The sequence below is a fragment of the Arthrobacter cheniae genome (assembly GCF_003602275.1).
Lineage (GTDB): Bacteria > Actinomycetota > Actinomycetes > Actinomycetales > Micrococcaceae > Arthrobacter_D > Arthrobacter_D cheniae.
The window spans coordinates 63,515-78,832 of record NZ_QZVT01000009.1 but is presented as its reverse complement, the minus strand read 5'-3'; the positions used below and the strand labels follow the sequence as shown (position 1 = coordinate 78,832).

11 protein-coding genes are annotated in these 15,318 nt (G+C 67.8%); 3 read left to right on the top strand and 8 right to left on the bottom strand.

The genetic code is table 11. The features are described 5' to 3' along the window. Positions 1-160 precede the first annotated feature (160 nt). Positions 161-1,969 carry an APC family permease gene (locus D6T63_RS15320; protein WP_120149928.1) on the top strand — a complete coding sequence of 603 codons (1,809 nt, stop codon included), beginning with the start codon at positions 161-163 and terminating at the stop codon, positions 1,967-1,969. A 6-nt stretch (positions 1,970-1,975) separates the two neighbouring features. Here the strand turns inward: D6T63_RS15320 and D6T63_RS15315 are convergent, their stop codons facing one another. Next, complete coding sequence (locus tag D6T63_RS15315) at positions 1,976-2,554, bottom strand: helix-turn-helix domain-containing protein (RefSeq protein WP_120149927.1); 579 nt, start codon at positions 2,552-2,554, stop codon at positions 1,976-1,978. A 170-nt stretch (positions 2,555-2,724) separates the two neighbouring features. Between D6T63_RS15315 and D6T63_RS15310 the strand changes: the two genes are divergently transcribed. Next, complete coding sequence (locus D6T63_RS15310) at positions 2,725-4,236, top strand: sodium:solute symporter (RefSeq protein ID WP_120149926.1); 1,512 nt, start codon at positions 2,725-2,727, stop codon at positions 4,234-4,236. A 60-nt stretch (positions 4,237-4,296) separates the two neighbouring features. Here D6T63_RS15310 and D6T63_RS15305 read toward each other — a convergent pair whose 3' ends face one another. Together D6T63_RS15305 and D6T63_RS15300 are read right to left on the bottom strand one after the other, a co-directional pair. Then, on the bottom strand, positions 4,297-5,631 hold the full coding sequence (locus D6T63_RS15305) for an AI-2E family transporter (RefSeq protein WP_120149925.1): 1,335 nt from the start codon (positions 5,629-5,631) through the stop codon (positions 4,297-4,299). Next, positions 5,628-7,358 carry a long-chain-fatty-acid--CoA ligase gene (locus D6T63_RS15300; protein ID WP_120149924.1) on the bottom strand — a complete coding sequence of 577 codons (1,731 nt, stop codon included), beginning with the start codon at positions 7,356-7,358 and terminating at the stop codon, positions 5,628-5,630. Before D6T63_RS15300 ends, D6T63_RS15305 begins: the two co-directional genes overlap by 4 nt. 309 nt (positions 7,359-7,667) lie before the next feature. Between D6T63_RS15300 and D6T63_RS15295 the strand changes: the two genes are divergently transcribed. After that, positions 7,668-8,765, top strand: coding sequence for a VIT1/CCC1 transporter family protein (locus D6T63_RS15295; protein WP_235830786.1), 1,098 nt, complete (start codon positions 7,668-7,670; stop codon positions 8,763-8,765). On the opposite strand, the gene D6T63_RS15290 is transcribed toward D6T63_RS15295, so the two are convergent. The 5 genes from D6T63_RS15290 to pcrA all read right to left on the bottom strand — a co-directional run bounded on the left by D6T63_RS15290 (position 8,762) and on the right by pcrA (position 15,311). Beyond that, positions 8,762-9,232, bottom strand: a complete 471-nt coding sequence (locus tag D6T63_RS15290) for an SRPBCC family protein (RefSeq protein ID WP_120149922.1) — start codon at positions 9,230-9,232, stop codon at positions 8,762-8,764. The genes D6T63_RS15295 and D6T63_RS15290 overlap by 4 nt on opposite strands. 95 nt (positions 9,233-9,327) lie before the next feature. Then, positions 9,328-10,383, bottom strand: coding sequence for a zinc-dependent alcohol dehydrogenase family protein (locus D6T63_RS15285; protein WP_120149921.1), 1,056 nt, complete (start codon positions 10,381-10,383; stop codon positions 9,328-9,330). A 205-nt stretch (positions 10,384-10,588) separates the two neighbouring features. Continuing rightward, the gene (gene sucD / locus D6T63_RS15280; protein WP_120149920.1) at positions 10,589-11,491 is read right to left on the bottom strand and encodes a succinate--CoA ligase subunit alpha; all 903 of its coding nucleotides are present in this window, start codon (positions 11,489-11,491) and stop codon (positions 10,589-10,591) included. A gap of 12 nt (positions 11,492-11,503) precedes the next feature. Next, positions 11,504-12,670, bottom strand: coding sequence for an ADP-forming succinate--CoA ligase subunit beta (gene sucC / locus D6T63_RS15275; protein WP_120149919.1), 1,167 nt, complete (start codon positions 12,668-12,670; stop codon positions 11,504-11,506). A 157-nt stretch (positions 12,671-12,827) separates the two neighbouring features. Continuing rightward, on the bottom strand, positions 12,828-15,311 hold the full coding sequence (pcrA, locus tag D6T63_RS15270) for a DNA helicase PcrA (protein ID WP_120149918.1): 2,484 nt from the start codon (positions 15,309-15,311) through the stop codon (positions 12,828-12,830). Positions 15,312-15,318: the final 7 nt, after the last annotated feature.

Below are 15,318 nucleotides of genomic sequence, written 5' to 3'. Positions count from 1 at the left end.
GGCCTACCGTGATGCTGTGAGCTCTTCTGTACGCACTCAGACACCTACTCCGGCCTCGATCCAAGGCAGGAAGCGCCTTGAGCGCTGGCTGCTCGACGAGTCCAGCCGGCCCGCGTCGCCCCAACCCGAACCGGAACGGAAGCAGTCGTGGTGGAAGGTCATGTGCCTGACCGGCGTCGACTACTTCTCGACCCTCGGGTACCAGCCCGCCATCGCCGCCGCCGCCGCCGGAGTCCTCTCCCCGCTCGCCACCCTCCTCCTCGTGGCCGTGACCCTCTTCGGAGCACTCCCCGTCTACAAGCGCGTCGCCTCGGAGAGCCCGCGGGGTGAGGGCTCCATCGCGATGCTCGAGAAGCTGCTGCCGAAATGGCGCGGCAAGATCTTCGTGCTCGTCCTACTCGGCTTCGCCGCGACCAGCTTCCTGATCACCATGACGCTGTCCGCAGCGGACGCCAGCGCCCACCTCATCGAGAACCCCTTCGCTCCCTCGTGGCTGGAGGGACAGGAAGTCCTCATCACGGTGGTGTTCCTCGGCCTGCTGTCCGGGGTCTTCCTGCGCGGGTTCCGAGAGGCCATCGGCATCGCCGTCGGCCTCGTCGCCGTGTTCCTGCTGCTCAACCTCTGCGTGATCCTCGTCTCCGTCGTCCAGATCATCGAGCAGGGCGGCCTGGTGGAGAACTGGTGGTCGGCGCTGACCACCCAGCACGGCAACCCGCTCGTCATGATCGGCCTCGCCGTCCTCATCTTCCCGCGCCTGGCCCTCGGCCTCTCGGGCTTCGAGACCGGCGTCGTCGTCATGCCCCAGATCGAGGGCAAGCCGGGCGACACGGAGGAGAACCCCGCAGGCCGCATCGCCGGCGCACACAAGCTCCTCACCTCGGCGGCCCTCATCATGAGTGGTTTCCTCATCACCTCGAGCTTCGTCACCACCCTGCTGATACCGGCGGCTGCATTCGAAGAGGGCGGACCGGCCAACGGCAGGGCGCTCGCCTACCTCGCCCACCTGTACCTCGGTGACGGTTTCGGGACCGCCTACGACATCTCGACCATCGGCATCCTGTGGTTCGCAGGCGCCTCCGCCATGACCGGCCTGCTCAACCTCGTACCGCGCTACCTGCCGCGCTACGGCATGGCTCCGGCATGGGCCAAAGCTGTCCGTCCGCTCGTGCTGGTCATCACGCTCATCGCCATCCTCGTCACGTTCTTCTTCAAGGCCGACGTCGAGGCGCAGGGCGGCGCCTATGCCACCGGCGTCCTCGCGCTGATCACGTCCGCCTCGGTGGCCGTCACCCTGTCGGCACATCGCAAGCACCAGCGGGGGCTCACTATCGGCTTCGGTATTGCTACCGTGGTCTTCGTGCTGACGACGGCGGTGAACATGATCGAGCGCCCCGATGGCCTGAAGATTGCACTGTGCTTCATCCTCGGCATCATCGTGATCTCGTTCATCTCCCGCTCACGCCGGGCATTCGAGCTCCGGGCGACGAGCATCAGGCTGGACGAGGCGGCGCTCTCCTTCGTCAGCGCACAGGACGACGGCGACATCCTGCTGATCGCGCATGAACCGAAGCGCCTGAGCAGCGCAGCGTACCGCCACAAGCTCCAGCACGCCTGCTCGGTGTCCCACTTCCCACGTACGTCGAAGCCGCTCTTCATCGAGGTCACCGTGGACGATTCCTCCGATTTCGAGACGGAACTGCAGGTGCGCGGCGTCGTACGCCACGGGTACCGCATCCTCGAGGTCCACAGTTCCAACGTTCCCAATACGATCGCGGCCGTGATGCTGCACATCCGCGACATCACAGGTCTCATGCCGCACGTGTATTTCCGGTGGACGGAGGGCGATCCCGTCGGCAACCTCTTCAGGTTCCTCGTCACGGGCGAGGGCGAGATCGCCCCTGTCACGCGTGAAGTACTGCGGGCAGCCGAGCCCGACGTGACCAAGCGCCCCTGGGTCCACGTCGGCTGAGGCCCGCTACTTACCCGAGGCGGCCGGTACGAGTGTCCAGAGCACGACGGCTTCGCTGCCGTCCGGGTTCAGCCACGTGTGGGGCTCCCGGCCCGGGAAGGTGAGGGTGTCGCCCGCCTCCAGGTCATACCTGTCGTTCGAGAAGATGACCACGAAGCGCCCCGCGACGACATGCAGGGTCTCCACCTCGCAGTCGACCGAGTAGAGCTCGTCCTCGCCCCGCCCGTGCGGTTCGACGACGGCGCGTATCATCTGGAGCCTTCGCTCGGACCTGGCAGTCATGAGTCGCTCGTTGATGCCCTGACCGCCGAGGCTGATCCGCGGGGCGTCGTCGAGCCTCGTCAGGTGTGTCTCCGGCACGAGGAACAGATCGCCGATGGAGATCGACAGGACCTGGCAGAGCGTGACGAGCGACGCCACGGACGGTGACGTGAGATCGCGCTCCACCCTGCTGAGGAAGCCCTTGGTGAGGCCCGTGGCGGCAGCGACCTGCTCGATGGTCATGCGCTGGGCCTGCCGCGCCGCCCGAATCCGGGATCCGATGACGACAGGAGCATTGGTGGGCTCGACGGGCAGGGCCTTCATGCGTGTCCTCTCCTGGGGCAATCAAGGAAGCATAACCGTCACACCGCGAGGACGAGACGTCATCCCCGGTGGGCATGATTGACGCGTGACCCGCGTCACCGGTAGCTTACGGGGCAACAACGGTTGACCTGTAGGCATCCGGGCACGTTTCCCGATCGAAGGGCTCCCTCATGCAAGCACTGAACATCGCCATCGTGGTGGCTTACCTCGTCGCCATGCTCGGGTTCGGCTGGTGGGGCAAGTCCCGGACGCGGAACGCCAGCGACTACCTCGTGGCGGGACGTCGTCTCGGACCCTTCCTCTACACCGGCACCATGGCCGCCGTCGTACTGGGAGGGGCATCGACGGTCGGCGGCGTGGGGCTCGGCTACCAGTACGGCATCTCCGGGATGTGGCTCGTGGTGGCCATCGGCACGGGTGTCCTGCTCCTCAGCCTGCTGTTCGCCCCGACCATCCAGCGCCTGAAGATCTACACCGTGTCCCAGATGCTCACGCTGCGCTACGGCCACCGGGCCACACGCGTGTCAGGCATCGTCATGCTCGCCTACACGCTCATGCTCTGCGCTACCTCGACGGGCGCCTACGCGACCATCTTCGTGGTGCTGTTCGGCTGGGATCGCGCACTCTCCATCGCCGTCGGCGGAACGATCGTGCTCATCTACTCGACGATCGGCGGCATGTGGTCGATCACCCTGGCCGACATGGCCCAGTTCATCATCAAGACCATCGGCGTCTTCGCCCTCATGCTGCCCTTCTCCCTCGCAGCGGCCGGCGGATTCTCCGGAATAGCCGAGCGCGCGGGCGGCGAGTTCTTCAGCATCACCGGCATCGGCGCGCAGAGCATCATCACCTACTTCGTGGTCTACACACTCGGGCTGCTGATCGGCCAGGACATCTGGCAGCGCGTCTTCACCTCGAGGACACCGGAGATCGCCCGCTGGGGCGGCTCTGCAGCCGGCATCTACTGCATCCTCTACGGAGTGGCCGGCGCCATGATCGGCATGAGTGCCAGCGTGATCCTGCCCGCCATCGAATCCCGCGACGACGTCTACGCCGACATCGCGCTGAACGTCCTGCCGATCGGCATCGGCGGGCTCGTCCTCGCCGCGGCCGTGGCCGCCATGATGTCGACGGCATCGGGGGCCCTGATCGCCGCCGCGACGGTGGCGCGCACCGACGTCGTACCGTTCGTGGCCGGCTGGCTCGGCAGGGGCGGCGCGAACGGACGCAGCGAAGAGCGTTCGACGTCGGATCACGACGTCGCATCGAGCCGGTGGTGGGTCCTGGGTCTCGGCCTGGTGACGATCGCCCTCGCCGTGATCGTGCAGGACGTCGTCGCGGCCCTGACCATCGCCTACGACATCCTCGTGGGCGGGCTGCTCGTGGCGATCCTCGGGGGCCTCGTCTGGCGCCGGGGCAACGGGATCGGCGCCGGCGCATCCATGGCCGCGGGGACCCTGGTGACGCTCGGGGTCATGACCTTCCTCGAGGTCAACGCCGAGAACCAGTACGACGGCATCTACGCCAACGAGCCGATCTACTTCGGCCTGGTCGCCTCGCTCGTCGTGTATGTCGTCGTCTCACTGGCGACCCGTCCCACCGACGCATCCGTCATGGAGGCGTGGGACCGACGCGTCGCGGGCGAGGTGCCCGACGACGCGTCGGTCGAACCTTCCCGTTGACCCGGCACCCGGGAGGAGGTCCGGGTAGGAGTCACAGCCGCCAGGTCGATGAAGCGACGATCAGTGCCCCGCGATGGAGGAGCCGCCGTGGCGCCCGTGGCGACCCGCGGGGCCGCCCTCGTCGTCCCTGTCGCCATCGTCGCGCCCTTCCACCCTGCGATCCTGTGTTCCCGGACGGTCTGTCGATTCCTCGGCTGCCACGCCGGCAGCGGCCAATGCGGCACCCTGCTCCTCCTTCGGAGTCGAGCTCAAGCCGTGACCGGTCTCGTCGAGGGCCGTGAGCTTCTCGGCCTCCTCGACCTCCTCGTCGGTGATGCTGTCGTCCTTCTCCTGGTTCCAGGCCTTGATCGCGGCCCAGCTGACAGCCGCAACCGGAACGGACAGGATGGCTCCGATGATGCCGGCCAGGATGGTGCCCGCGGTCAGGGCCAGCAGGATGACGAGGGCGTGCACCTGGAGCGTTCGTCCCATGACCACCGGCTGCAGGAAGTTGCCCTCGAGCTGGTTGACGACGATGACCACGATGATGACCATCAGCGCCACGAACGGCCCGTTGGCCACCAGCGCGATCAGCGCGGCGAGGACACCGGCGAGCGTGGCGCCCACGAGGGGGATGAAGGCACCGATGAAGACGATGGCGGCCAGGGGCAGGGCGAGCGGAACCCCGAGGACCAGCAGTGCCACCCCGATGAAGACGGAATCGACCAGGGCTACGATGGCCGTGCCGCGCACGTAGCCACCGAGGACGGCCATGCTGCTGTACCCGACACGACGGGCCTTGACGAGGCGCCTGCCCTTGAAGGCACGGAGCATGAAGGCCCAGATCTTCTCTCCGTCCTTGAGGAAGAAGAAGAGGATGACCACCATCAGCAGGGCTCCGGCGGTGAAGTTACCGGCCGCGCTGAGGCCGGAGATCGCACCGGCGCCGACGGTGCTGCTCGTCGCGAAGTCGACAGCCTGGTCCCGCGCCTGCTGGATCTGGGCGTCATCGATGGGGATGGGGCCGTTCTTGACCAGGGCGTAGAGCTTGTCGAAACCCTCCGTGGCCGAGGACGCGAGCTCACCGGCCTGACCTACGACGGCGAGGATGATACCGGTGATCAGCCCTCCGAAGACGACGAGGAGCAGGAGGAACGCCACCGTCGTCGCGAGGGACGGCCCCCAGCCCTTTCGTCGCAGCCAGTTCACGAAGGGTCCGATCGCGGCCGCGAGGATCAGAGCCAGGAGCATCGGGATCACGACGAGCCGCACCTGGATCAGCGCGTATACGGCCACGACGGCCAGCGCCAGGAGCACGAGCACCTGCGCAGCCCGGATGCTGGCGTTGCCGAGGCTGTCGCGCCATGGGCCCTTCGGAGCGGACGCTTCCGCTCTCGCACGCATGGGTTGTGTCATGGACTGTCACCTTTTCCTTCGGCACGAGGGCCATTGTCGAGTAATTGCGTGCGCACCTCGCGTCGGAGGATCTTGCCGATCTGGGACCGGGGCAGGTCCTTCGCCTGGATGATGGTGCGCGGTATCTTGTAGGAGGCGAGGACGCCGCGGCAGTGGGACCGCAGGGCGTTGACGTCGAGGACGGTATCGGGGTCCAGCACGACGACGGCGGCCACGTCTTCGCCGCCGCCGTCCCGTGGCAACCCGACGACGGCTGCGTCGCTGACGCCCGGATGCGACCTCAGGGCGTCCTCAACCTCGGTGGGAGCCACGTTGAAGCCACCGGTGATGATGAGCTCCTTGATGCGGTCGACGATCGTCAGGAAGTACTCGTCGTCCATGCTGACGATGTCCCCGGTCCGGAACCAGCCGCCGTCCAGCAGTGCCGCCTGGGTCTCGTCCGGCCGGCGCCAGTAGCCCTGGAACACCTGTGGCCCCCGGATGAGCAGCTCCCCCGCCTCTCCGGGTGCCCGGTCCCGGGCAGGGTCCTCGGGGTCGACGATCCGGACGTCGGTGCCGGGGAAGGGCACCCCGACGGTGCCCGGCCGGCGGGTGGGGCCGATCGGGTTGCCCGCGGCGATCGGGGACGTCTCGGTCAGGCCGTAGCCCTCGATGAGATAGCCGCCCGTGGCCGCCTCCCAGGTCTTCACGGTGGACTGCGGCAGGTTCATGGCGCCGGAGATCGCGAAACGGATGCTGCGCAGGTCCACTCCGCGCTCGGCAGCTCCGGCCACGAGCCGCTCGTAGATGGGCGGGACGGCGGGCAGGAAGGTGGGCGGGCTCTTCCTCGCCGCGTCGAGGACCAGCTCCACGTCGAAGCGGGGGAACAGGACGAGCTTCGCGCCGATGCTCATCGCGAAGGTCAGGCACAGGGTGAGGCCGTAGGCATGGAACATCGGCAGCACGGCGTAGACGGTTTCGCGTCCGGCTTCGAGCCCCGGGACCCAGGCTGCGCCCTGCGCGGCGTTGGCGAGCAGATTCCGGTGCGTGAGAACGGCGCCCTTGGGTACGCCCGTGGTGCCGCTCGTGTATTGCAGGACGGCGGTGTCCGCCGCGCCCGGACGCGGATGTTTCGGAGGGAGGAGACGGTGCCGGAGCAACTCCCGCCACGGCACGACCTTCCGCGGACCGGTCGGCTTCTCCGTCGTCGTCAGCGCTTCCCTCGCCTCGCGCGTCCGGCGGACGGGTAGCCTCAACGCGAGCCGGCGGGACACCGGCAGTGCACGGGTGAGATCGACCGTGACCACCGAGGTGACGGGGATGTCCGCGGGCAGCCGCTGGACCCTGGGTGCCACGCGGTCCCAAACGATGGCCACCTTGGCCCCGTGGTCCTCGAACTGGTGCCGCAGCTCGCGATCAGTATAAAGGGGGTTGTGCTCGACGGCGATGGCCCCGAGGCGCAGCACGGCGTAGAAAGCAATGATGTGCTGGGGACAGTTCGGCAGGACGAGCGCCACCCGGTCACCTGCGGTCACACCGAGCGAGCGCAGGCCGGCGGCGGCGCGGCCCACGGCGTCTCCGAGCTCCAGGTACGTCGTCGTGGCACCGAAGAACTCCAGCGCTGTCGCCCTTCCGTACGTCCGCACCGAGTCCTCGAGCAGATCGGGCAGCGTGCCCTCCGGCACGTCGAAGGAAGCGGCCACACCGGGTGCATAACTCGCGACCCATGGCCGGGCTGCCAGATTCATAAGCCTACTTCCTGTTATTCCTTCGACTGTACCGCGCAGCGCCGGGACTCGGTACCCGAGCCTGCCGGAACGGACAGGCAGTGCATCGACCGGGACGGGCCGTCCGGTAGGATGGTGGGTCGAAGGGGAGTAGCTCCGCATCCGCAGGATGTGCGGCCTGTCGACATACTGGCGCCACCGGCGCCCGGCATTCCACCGGTACAACCGGCGAGCGAGACCTTCGGCCGATACGACGTTCTGCGTACCCCGGCCGGAGCTTCCTGCTTCGGGGTGGGGTGCGCACGCACCCGAGCACCCGGAGCATTCCCCGTGACGATTCCCGAGCAGTCCCCCTCCCGCACCGACGTCAAGCGTTGGCGCCAGTACTTGGCCGACGAGAGGGGCGAAGCCGCCACCTACCGTGACCTGGCCCGCCGCAGGACCGGCGAGGAGCGTGAGATCCTCCTCGGCCTCGCCGAGGCGGAAGGCCGCCACGAGGCACACTGGCTCGCCCTCCTCGGCAACGACGTCGGCCGTCCACTCCGGCCCTCCCTGCGCAACCGGATCCTCGGCGTGCTCGCCCGGCAATTCGGATCGGTCTTCGTCCTCGCGCTCGCCCAGCGGGCAGAGGGCCGTTCCCCCTACGCGACGGACCCCTCGGCGACGAGCGCCATGGTAGCCGACGAGCAGATCCACGAGGAGGTGGTGCGCGGCCTCGCCACTCGTGGCCGCAACAGATTGTCCGGCAACTTCAGGGCCGCCGTGTTCGGCGCCAATGACGGTTTGGTGAGCAACCTCGCCCTGATCATGGGCATCGGGGCCACCGGAGCCTCCACCTCGTTCATCCTCTTCAGCGGTCTGGCAGGGCTCCTGGCCGGCGCACTGTCGATGGGTGCCGGCGAGTACGTGTCCGTCCGATCGCAGAGGGAGTTGCTGTCCGCCACGCGCCCCACGCAGATCACCCTGACGGCGGCGAAGGAACTGGACATCGGCGCGAACGAACTCGCACTCGTCTACCGGGCACGCGGAATGACGCCGGCCGCCGCGGAACACCGTGCCGCCGAGCGGCTCGGGATTTCCAGCTGCGACTGCGACCCGAGCTTCTCGCTGCAGCCCGAGGCGGACGACGCCGTCGACGAACACGAGGCCGTCGGCACCGGGCTCGGGGCCGCGGCCTCGAGCTTCTGCTTCTTCGCGTCCGGCGCCGTCATCCCGGTGCTGCCGTACCTCGTGGGGCTGAGCGGGGTTCCGGCCGTCGTCGTCGCCTGCGTGCTGGTGGGCCTGGCCCTGCTGGCCACCGGCGCCGTCGTCGCCCTGCTGTCCGGAGCCTCCCCGCTCCGCCTCGCGCTGCGGCAGCTCGCCATCGGACTCGGCGCGGCCGGGGTGACCTACCTCCTCGGACTGCTCTTCGGCACGTCCGTGGCCTAGGCGGCGCCGCGCTGCTGCAGCATGTAGTCCTCGAGCTTCCCGAGGGTCGCCTCGATGCTCGCCGGGTGCCGGCGCGTGAAACCCAGGATCCGGAAGATGAACCTCCAGCGCACCTGCCTGCCGTCCCACTCCTCCCGCACGAGGGTCGACTCCCCGCGCGGCTCCAGTGTGTAACGCCAGACGTGTGCCGAGAAGTGCCGCCACGCGATACGGCGGCCCTCCTCGAACTCCACCACACGGTTCAGGATCTTGTAGGACGCGCCGATGCGCATGTCCATCCCGAACCTCGCACCCAGCGACAGCCGGGCCGGGCCGTTGGGCTGCTCGCCGCGCACCGTACCCGAGCCGTCGATCACGCTGTGCAGGGCGGGCGTCGCGAGCACCTCGAAGATGCGGTCGGACGGAGCATCGATGAGGCGCTCGCGGGAGATGAGGTAGGCCGGGTCCGTGCCGGCTGTGGGTGTCATTGGCCCATTCTGCCCGGTCCTGGAGGACCCGCGCCCCCTGCCGGTGCCGGGAGGGGTCCCCCTCGCGGCGGGCACTCCCGGTGGTGCACCTGCGGTCAGGGCTTGAGCAGCACCTTGATCGCGCGCCGCTCGTCCATCGCCCTGTATGCCTCGGCGGCGTCCTCGAGCGGCATCTCGACGTCGAACACCCGGCCCGGGTTGATGGTCCCGTCGAGCACATCCTTCAGGAGTTCGGGGATGTACGTGTGCGCGGGGGCCATGCCGCCGCCCACTGTGATGTTCTTCGCGAAGAGGACTCCGATCGGCAGCTCCGGTCCGCCGGCGGGCACCCCGACGAACCCGAGGTGGCCACCGGGACGGGTGCTCCGCAGGGCCTGGTCCATGGACTCCTTGGTCCCCACGCACTCGAGGACGGAGTCCGCGAGCACTCCCCCGAGCAGTTCGCGCACCTTCTGCACGCCCTCGTCGCCGCGCTCGGCGACGATGTCGGTGGCGCCGAACTCACGGGCGAGGGCCTGGCGATCCTCGTGGCGGGACATGGCGATGATGCGCTCTGCGCCGAGGCGCTTGGCGGCGAGCACTCCGCACAGCCCGACGGCGCCGTCCCCGACGACGACGACGGTCTTGCCCGGACCCACGTTGGCCGACACTGCGGCGTGGTGTCCAGTCGACATGACGTCGGAGAGGGACAGGAGGCTTGCCGTCAGGGCGGCGTCGGGCTCGGTCACGCCGTCGACCTTCCGCAGGGTGCCGTCCGCCTGCGGCACCCGGACGGCCTCGCCCTGGCCGCCCTGGAGGAAGTCGCCGTGCTCGTCCGTGCTGCCCCAGCCCGCGAGGTGGTCGCAGGCCACGGTGACGCCATTGAGGCACTGGGGGCACTTTCCGCAGCTGTCCACGAACGGAGCGATCACGAAATCGCCGACCGACAGCTCACGGACGTCGTCGCCCACCGACTCGACGACGCCGACGAACTCGTGGCCGATCGCCTTCGGCTCCTTCGTCGGCCGGACGCCCCGGTAGGGCCACAGATCCGACCCGCAGACGCATGACGCGGTGACCCTGACCACGGCGTCCGTCGGGCGGATGATGGTCGGATAGTCGCGGTCCTCGACGCGGATATCTCCGGGCCCGTGGATGATGGTGGCGCGCATGTTGTCTCCTAGAAGCTTGCCTGACGCAATCGGTAGTCCCCTTCGCCACCCTACAAGCCGCGCCCTGGTACCCCCTACCGATTCGTCGCGCCCTCCCCGTGCTTGAACTGGTGCTCCCCTTGCTTCAGCGTCCGGGAGCGCACGAAAAACGCAACAGCCTCCCCCGCACGGGTGCGGAGGAGGCTGTTGGCGGTGTGCTCGCGTACTAGAGGGTTGCGTAGACCTCGCGGAGCAGCTTCGCGGTCTCGGACGGCGTCTTGCCGACCTTGACGCCGGCCGCCTCGAGAGCTTCCTTCTTGGCCTGCGCAGTCCCGGCCGAACCGGAGACGATGGCGCCTGCATGGCCCATGGTCTTGCCCTCCGGAGCCGTGAAGCCGGCTACGTACCCGACGACCGGCTTGGTGACGTTGGCCTTGATGAACTCGGCGGCGCGCTCCTCGGCGTCCCCACCGATCTCACCGATCATGACGATCGCCTTGGTCTCGGGGTCGGCTTCGAACGCCGCGAGGGCGTCGATGTGCGTGGTGCCGACGATGGGGTCGCCGCCGATGCCGATGGCCGTGGAGAAGCCGAGGTCACGCAGCTCGAACATCATCTGGTAGGTCAGGGTGCCGGACTTCGAGACGAGGCCCACGCCGCCCTTGCCGGTGATGTTCGCGGGCGTGATACCGACCAGTGACTCTCCAGGCGTGATGATGCCGGGGCAGTTCGGCCCGATGATGCGGGTGACCTGCTGACCGTTGGCATCGACCTTGGACTGGGCCAGGGCCCAGAAGGACGCCGAGTCCTGGACCGGCACGCCCTCGGTGATGACCACGATGAGACCGATGCCGGCCTCGATGGCCTCGACGACGGCGTCCTTCGTGAAGGCCGGCGGCACGAAGACGATCGACACGTCGGCGCCGGTCTCCTTCATGGCTTCCTCGACCGTGCCGTACACGGGCAGGGTCACGTCACCGTGGGTGACGGTGGTGCCGGCCTTGCGGGCGTTGACGCCCCCGACGACCTGCGTCCCGGCCTTCAGCATGAGGGCCGTGTGCTTGGTGCCCTCGCCGCCGGTGATGCCCTGGACGAGAACCTTCGAGTCCTTGTTGAGATAGATAGACATGTGTCAGAACCCTTACTTTCCGTAGGCCAGCGCGGCGGCCTTGTCGGCGCCTTCGTCCATGGTGTCGGCGATGGTGACGAGCGGGTAGTTGGCCTCGGCGAGGATGCGACGGCCCTCCTCGACGTTGTTGCCGTCGAGGCGCACGACGAGGGGCTTGTTGGCTTCGTCGCCCAGCATCTCGAGGGCCTTGACGATCCCGTTCGCGACGGCGTCACACGCGGTGATGCCGCCGAAGACATTCACGAAGACGCTCTTGACCTGGGAGTCGTTGAGGATGACGTCCAGACCGGCTGCCATGACCTCGGCGGACGCTCCGCCTCCGATGTCCAGGAAGTTGGCCGGCAACACCCCGCCGTGGGCTTCGCCCGCGTAGGCGACGACGTCGAGGGTCGACATGACCAGACCTGCTCCGTTGCCGATGATGCCCACCTCGCCATCGAGCTTGACGTAGTTGAGGTCGTTCTCCTTGGCCTTGGCCTCAAGGGGATCGGCGGCGTCCTTGTCCTCGAGGGCGGCGTGGTCCGCGTGGCGGAACTCGGCGTTCTCGTCGATGGTGACCTTGCCGTCCAGGGCGACGATGTCGCCCTTGCCGGTCTTCACGAGCGGGTTGACCTCGACGAGCGTCGCGTCCTCCTTCACGAAGACGTCCCACAGCTTCAGGATGGTGGTGATCACTCCGTCGCGGATATCGGCGGCGAATCCGGCCGCGTCCACGATCTCCTCGGCCTTGGCCTGGTCGATCCCGGTTCCGGCATCCACGGCGATGCGTGCCAGCGCCTCAGGGCGTTCGACGGCGAGCTGCTCGATGTCCATGCCGCCCTCCACCGAGCACATGGCCAGGTAGTTGCGGTTGGACCGGTCGAGCAGGACGGAGAAGTAGTATTCCTCGGCGATATCCGCACCCTGCGCGATCATCACCCTGTGGACCGTGTGCCCCTTGATGTCCATTCCGAGAATGTCCGAAGCGTAGGAGAAGGCCTCGTCGGGGGTCTTGGCGACCTTGACTCCGCCGGCCTTGCCGCGACCGCCGGCCTTGACCTGGGCCTTCACGACGACGACGCCGCCGATCTTCTCGGCTGCTGCCTTTGCTTCTTCTGGGGTGTGCGCCACGATGCCGGCGAGCACGGGAACTCCGTGTGCCTCAAAGAGATCGCGCGCCTGATATTCAAACAGGTCCACGGGCTAGAGTCCTTCTACGTCGAAGTAGGTTTACAAGAGGGAACTTTAGCCCCCTCGGGCCTGAGACCTTTTCCAGACTATCCGTTTAGTGAGTAAGGCCACACTTCTATCTTTTGTAGAAAATGGGGCCCTGCTGGTAGGGATCCCTCCCGGCGAATCACCCTGTCCGGTCCACCTTGGTGAGGGGTGCGTAGCGCAGGAGCAACCGCTTCTCGCCGACGTCGAACCGGACCTTCGCCACGGTCTTGTCACCGGCGCCCTCGACGGACAGCACCGTGCCGTTGCCGAAGCTCGCATGGTTGACGTGGTCGCCCACCGACACCGAGACGACCTCCTTCTGGGGTTGGACACGGCCCACGGCCTTGGCCGGCCCGGCGCCGCCGGAGAACCCGCCACCGCTGGCCCCCCAGTAGGATCCGCTGAACCGCGGACCGGTGATGCTCCCGCCGGAGCTGAACGCCTGTTTGGCAGCACCCTCGCGCTTCCAGTGGACGAGCTCCTCCGGGATCTCGCTCACGAATTGGCTCGCCGGGTTGTACTGGCTCTGGCCCCACATGCTGCGGACCTCGGACCGGGTGATGTAAAGGCGCTGACGGGCGCGGGTCAGACCCACATACGCCAGGCGCCGCTCCTCGGCGAGCTCCTTCGGATCGGTGGCCGACCGCTGGTGCGGGAAGATCCCCTGCTCCATGCCGGTCAGGAACACCACGGGGAACTCGAGGCCCTTGGCGGTGTGGAGCGTCATCAGGGTGACGACGCCCTGACGACGCGCTTCCTCGACCGCACGCTGGACATCGGCTGCGGACCCGTCCGGGGCGTCGGGGATCTGGTCGGCGTCCGCCACGAGGGAGACCTGCTCGAGGAAGTCCCCCAGCGTTCCCTCCGGGTTGTCGCGCTCGAACTCGCGCACGACGGCCACGAGCTCGGCGAGGTTCTCCACGCGCGACTCGTCCTGGGGGTCATTGCTGGTGCGCAGCTGCTCGAGGTAGCCGGTCTGCTCCAGCACTGCCTCGACGGCCGCCGACGCACCCGATCCGCTGGCCACCTCCGCGAGGTCGTCGATCAGCTTCACGAAGCCGACCACGGCATTGACGGAGCGGGTGGCCATACCGGGCGCCTGATCCGCACGGCGGAGGGCCTCCATGAAGCTGATCCGCTCACGCTCACCGAGCGCCGCGACGGCGAATTCGGCGCGGTCACCGATGCCCCGCTTGGGTTCGTTGAGGATACGGCGCAGGTTGACGACGTCGTCCTGGTTCACGAGGACACGCAGGTACGCGAGCGCGTCCTTGATCTCCTTGCGCTCGTAGAATCGGGTACCGCCGACCACCTTGTACGGCAGGCCGACGCGCAGCAGGATCTCCTCGATGGACCGTGACTGGGCGTTCGTGCGGTAGAAGATGGCGACGTCCCCGGGGCGGATGTCCTCCTCGTCCTGGAGGCGGTCGATCTCCTCGGCGATGAAGCGCGCCTCTTCGTGCTCGTTCTCGCCGACGTAACCGACGATCTTCTCGCCGCTCCCCTCGGCCGTCCACAGCCGCTTCTCCGGCCGGTTCGGGTTGCGGGAGATCACGGCGTTCGCCGCGCTGAGGATGTTCTGCGTGGAGCGGTAGTTCTGCTCCAGCAGGATGGTGCGGGCGCTCGGGTAATCGTTCTCGAATTCGACGATATTGCGCACGTCGGCGCCGCGGAAGGCGTAGATCGACTGGTCCGAATCGCCCACGACCGTGAGTTCCGCCGGATCGTCGCTCGACTCCCCGGGCACTCCCACGATCTCGCGCACGAGTGCGTACTGCGCGTGGTTGGTGTCCTGGTACTCGTCGACGAGGACGTGGCGGAAGCGTCGCCGGTAGTAGTCGGCAACCCCCGGGAAGGCCCGGAACATGTAGACGGTCTGGGCGATCAGGTCGTCGAAGTCCATCGCGTTGGCCTGGCGCATCCGCTGGGCGTAGCCCGTGTAGACCTCGGCGACCGCCTGCTCGAACGGGTCGGAGAGGTTGACGGTCGAGGCGAAGGACTCCTCGTCGATCAGTTCGTTCTTGAGGGCTGAGATCTTGTGCTGGACGGCCTTGGGCGGGACCTTCTTCGGGTCGAGGTCCAGGCCCTTGGCCACCAGGGTGATCAGGCGCAGGGTATCCGCGGAATCGTAGATGGAGAAGTTCGAGTTGAGGCCCACGGACGCCGCCTCCCGCCGGAGGATCCGCACGCACGAGGAGTGGAAGGTGGAGATCCACATGCGCTTCGCCACGTCGCCGATGAGGGCCTCGATTCGCTCCCGCATCTCCGCCGCGGCTTTGTTCGTGAAGGTGATGGCGAGGATCTGCCCCGGGTGGGAGCGGCCGGTGGCCAGCAGGTAGGCGATGCGGTGGCTCAGCACGCGTGTCTTCCCGGAACCTGCGCCCGCGACGATCAGCAGGGGCGAGCCACCGTGCTTCACGGCCTCTTCCTGCTGCGGATTCATCCCCAGCAGGAGCTCGCGCGCACGGTGCTCGTCGACGCCGACGCGCGAGGGCACGTGTTCGGCCGCGGGGTCTCCGGACTTGGATGTCGTCCTCGCCGTGGTTGCCATGGCGGCCTCGCGTGCTTGCTTCTTCTCGGCGGGCGTGGGCGGGGAGACGTAGGGGTCGAAAAGCATGTCCATGGTGCCT

Bases quoted from the DNA above. Each gene is read 5' to 3' on its own strand.
- pcrA (WP_120149918.1), bottom strand. From the start codon at position 15,311: ATGGACATGCTTTTCGACCCCTACGTCTCCCCGCCCACGCCCGCCGAG.
- D6T63_RS15310 (WP_120149926.1), top strand. From the start codon at position 2,725: ATGCAAGCACTGAACATCGCCATCGTGGTGGCTTACCTCGTCGCCATG.
- D6T63_RS15285 (WP_120149921.1), bottom strand. From the start codon at position 10,383: ATGCGCGCCACCATCATCCACGGGCCCGGAGATATCCGCGTCGAGGAC.
- D6T63_RS15315 (WP_120149927.1), bottom strand. From the start codon at position 2,554: ATGAAGGCCCTGCCCGTCGAGCCCACCAATGCTCCTGTCGTCATCGGA.
- D6T63_RS15300 (WP_120149924.1), bottom strand. From the start codon at position 7,358: ATGAATCTGGCAGCCCGGCCATGGGTCGCGAGTTATGCACCCGGTGTG.
- D6T63_RS15305 (WP_120149925.1), bottom strand. From the start codon at position 5,631: ATGACACAACCCATGCGTGCGAGAGCGGAAGCGTCCGCTCCGAAGGGC.
- D6T63_RS15320 (WP_120149928.1), top strand. From the start codon at position 161: ATGTGCCTGACCGGCGTCGACTACTTCTCGACCCTCGGGTACCAGCCC.
- sucD (WP_120149920.1), bottom strand. From the start codon at position 11,491: ATGTCTATCTATCTCAACAAGGACTCGAAGGTTCTCGTCCAGGGCATC.
- D6T63_RS15290 (WP_120149922.1), bottom strand. From the start codon at position 9,232: ATGACACCCACAGCCGGCACGGACCCGGCCTACCTCATCTCCCGCGAG.